This window comes from Leisingera sp. S232 (assembly GCF_049800895.1).
Lineage (GTDB): Bacteria > Pseudomonadota > Alphaproteobacteria > Rhodobacterales > Rhodobacteraceae > Leisingera.
Map to the genome: position 1 here is coordinate 5,001 of NZ_JBNAFX010000064.1, position 3,181 is coordinate 8,181.

Consider the following 3,181-nt stretch of genomic DNA (forward strand, 5'->3'; position numbering starts at 1 on the left):
CTAACCGCGGTCCGTTATCCGGATCCGGGACCCTGCGTGGCGGGTAGTTTGACTGGGGCGGTCGCCTCCTAAAGAGTAACGGAGGCGCGCGAAGGTTGGCTCAGAGCGGTCGGAAATCGCTCGTTGAGTGCAATGGCAGAAGCCAGCCTGACTGCAAGACTGACAAGTCGAGCAGAGACGAAAGTCGGCCATAGTGATCCGGTGGTCCCGCGTGGAAGGGCCATCGCTCAACGGATAAAAGGTACGCCGGGGATAACAGGCTGATACTGCCCAAGAGTCCATATCGACGGCAGTGTTTGGCACCTCGATGTCGGCTCATCTCATCCTGGGGCTGGAGCAGGTCCCAAGGGTACGGCTGTTCGCCGTTTAAAGAGGTACGTGAGCTGGGTTTAGAACGTCGTGAGACAGTTCGGTCCCTATCTGCCGTGGGTGTAGGATACTTGAGAGGAGTTGCCCCTAGTACGAGAGGACCGGGGTGAACGAACCACTGGTGGACCTGTTGTTGCGCCAGCAGCAGTGCAGGGTAGCTATGTTCGGACAGGATAACCGCTGAAGGCATCTAAGCGGGAAGCCCCCCTCAAAACAAGGTATCCCTGAGGGCCGTGGAAGACCACCACGCCGATAGGCCGGAGATGTAAGTGCAGCAATGCATTCAGTTGACCGGTACTAATCGCCCGATAGGCTTGATTTGATCCAGTAACAGACAGTGTTACGGAACCAAACAAAGCAAACATCCCAAAAAAATGACTTGGACTGTTGATTGTAGCCGACGCAGGTTGTTCTGCCTGCCGCAAATACGCGGTGACAGAACAGCCGGGCAGTATCTCGCACATCTACTTTGTAAATGTGCCGCCTGCTGCTCATCAGCCTTGCTTCGCAAGGTCGTCGGATATGGATTTTTCTTGGTTTGGTGGCTACAGCACAAGTGAAACACCCGGTCCCATCCCGAACCCGGAAGTTAAGCACTGTCGCGCCGATGGTACTTGGGCTTAAGCCCTGGGAGAGTAGGTCACCGCCAAACCTAGTAAAATCCAGAAATCTCTCTAAACGATCAATATACCCTGACGCGGGATGGAGCAGCCAGGTAGCTCGTCAGGCTCATAACCTGAAGGTCGTAGGTTCAAATCCTACTCCCGCAACCAAGATCAACTATATAAAACAACTCCTTACGTCCCGCAACCGCGGGGCTTTACGCGTTTGGAGCTAGGCAGTGGAGGCCATTTGCGAGGCAATGACCAGGCCCACGATGCGCTTCGTTCGTGACCGTCCAGCCAAGCCGAACTGGTACAGATCCGGCGTTGCCTGCTACGCTGCGGCAGCAGCGTAGCGCCAGGGCATGAGCTCGTTCAGACGTGTGATCTTATGATCCGCGATCTGTGCCAAAACCCAGGTGAGCCACGCTTGGGGATCTACCCCGTTCATCTTGGCGGTTTCGATCAAAGTATAGGCAATGGCAGCAGCTTTCCCGCCGCCTTCGGAGCCGACAAAAAGGTAATTCTTGCGGCCTATGGCAATTGGCTTCATCGCCCGCTCTGCGGAATTGTTGTCGAGCTCCAGGATGCCATGATCCAGATAGGGGCGCAGTTTCGCCATCCGCGTCAGGGCATAGCGGATCGCTTTGGCCAGTTCGGATTTGCCCGGAATGCGAGCCAGTTGTGCGGCCAGCCAGGCCTCCAGATCATCGAGCAGCGGCTTTGACCTGGATTGGCGCAGTTGGACGCGCCCTTGCGGCGGCAATCCGCGGGCGTCCTTTTCCACGGCGTATAGCTCAGCAATCCGGCGGATCGCCTCTTCGGCCACGGCCAGCCCCTGCGATTGGAACACATCGACGAACTTGCGACGGATATGCGCCATGTCTTACCTGGCAGGCGCATGCGAAGCATGCTGCCGAGAAGGCAGGCAACTTCGCTGACAGCGCCAGAGCGGTACAGGTTATTGAAGCCGGTATAGCCATCCACTGCCCGGCAGGGCATTGCGCAGCAATGTCCCGGGAGGGGGCATGCATCCAGCCGTTGTAGCAGGCCAGATGCGCTGAGGGATGCTTGCCTTTGCGGTTAGAGGTGAACCGGTACCAGGCGGCAGGCGGCAGGCGGATCAGCTCCGCCCCAAGGACGTTCATCACGGACATAGGCCCATACGCGGGCCGTGGCACATTTGCCTTTGGCCTGCATTTTGATCGGGGTGTCATCCGCAAAGATGGCCTGGCCAGCGCGCACATGACGGCCGATGGCATCAGCCAAGGGTTCCAACAGTGCGGCAGAGCGGCCAACCCAATCCGCCAGGGTGGAACGGTCCAAATCAACCCCGTCCCGTCCGTAGATTTGCGATTGCCGGTACAGAGGGCAGTGGTCTGCATATTTTCCGACCAGCACATGGGCCAAAAGGCCGGGCCCAGGACGGCCGCGCTCAATCGGGCGCCCCTCCCGGCAGAATTGCAAGACAATTCGCCTGCCGGGCAATGGATGGCAGCGCAGATTGAACGATACGGTCGCAGTCCCGGCAGGCCATGCGCGGGCGGACAATACGGTTCACCAGTGAGCCATTGATGCGCCATTGGTTCAAGCACAATGGCGAACGCGGCCGGGCACATATTCCAGCTCTTCCGTCACATCTTCGGCAATGGTCCGCAGCTTGCCGCCGCATGTGCAGGCTTCGCCGGGCGTCAGAACCTGATCAATCCGGGGCAGTTCGGGCGGCAGCGGTTTGCGCTTGGGTTTGGCCTTCTGTCCCTCTGCATCTCCGTCAGGAACATCTTCGCCGGCAACCTGCGCTGCCGCTGTTTCGTCTTCCTCCAGACGGAGTTGAAGCTGATCCAGACTTTCCGATTTTGATCCGAACCGGTGCCGGTTATGCCCCGCAAGCTGATGTTCCAGCTTGGCGATCCTCAGCGCCTGCGCCTTCACCAGATCAAGCAAACCTTCCGCAGTCTCGCGGAGTTCACCGGGATCGGAAGGCAATGTTTTGGGCGCATCCAGCATGGGCCGGAATATACCCCGGCTATGGCGGATTGGAAATCCTACGGCTCTGCAATTGCGGGATAATTCCCGGCGGTCAGCGGCTTCCAGGTCTTCTGAGGCAACTCTAATCCGGCAGGCGATTTGCAACGCAAATCTGCCGAGAGGGCGCCAATCGATCCCCTCCAGAAGCATCGACAGCTGAGCAGGCGTCAGGTTGATCTTGC

General features: G+C 58.4%; 1 tRNA gene, 2 rRNA genes and 1 pseudogene (1 of these 4 running past the window's edge). 3 read left to right on the plus strand and 1 reads right to left on the minus strand.

The window, feature by feature from the left end:
* The 3 genes from ACP151_RS20875 to ACP151_RS20885 form a co-directional block, all read left to right on the plus strand.
* A 23S ribosomal RNA gene (locus ACP151_RS20875) occupies positions 1-691 on the plus strand; it begins 2,137 nt to the left of the window's first position.
* 215 nt (positions 692-906) lie between these two features.
* A 5S ribosomal RNA gene (gene rrf, locus ACP151_RS20880) occupies positions 907-1,021 on the plus strand.
* 44 nt (positions 1,022-1,065) lie between these two features.
* Positions 1,066-1,142 (plus strand) — tRNA-Met (locus ACP151_RS20885).
* A gap of 163 nt (positions 1,143-1,305) precedes the next feature.
* Here ACP151_RS20885 and tnpC read toward each other — a convergent pair.
* Positions 1,306-2,978: pseudogene (tnpC, locus tag ACP151_RS20890) on the minus strand (IS66 family transposase).
* Between the last annotated feature and the right edge of the window lie 203 nt (positions 2,979-3,181).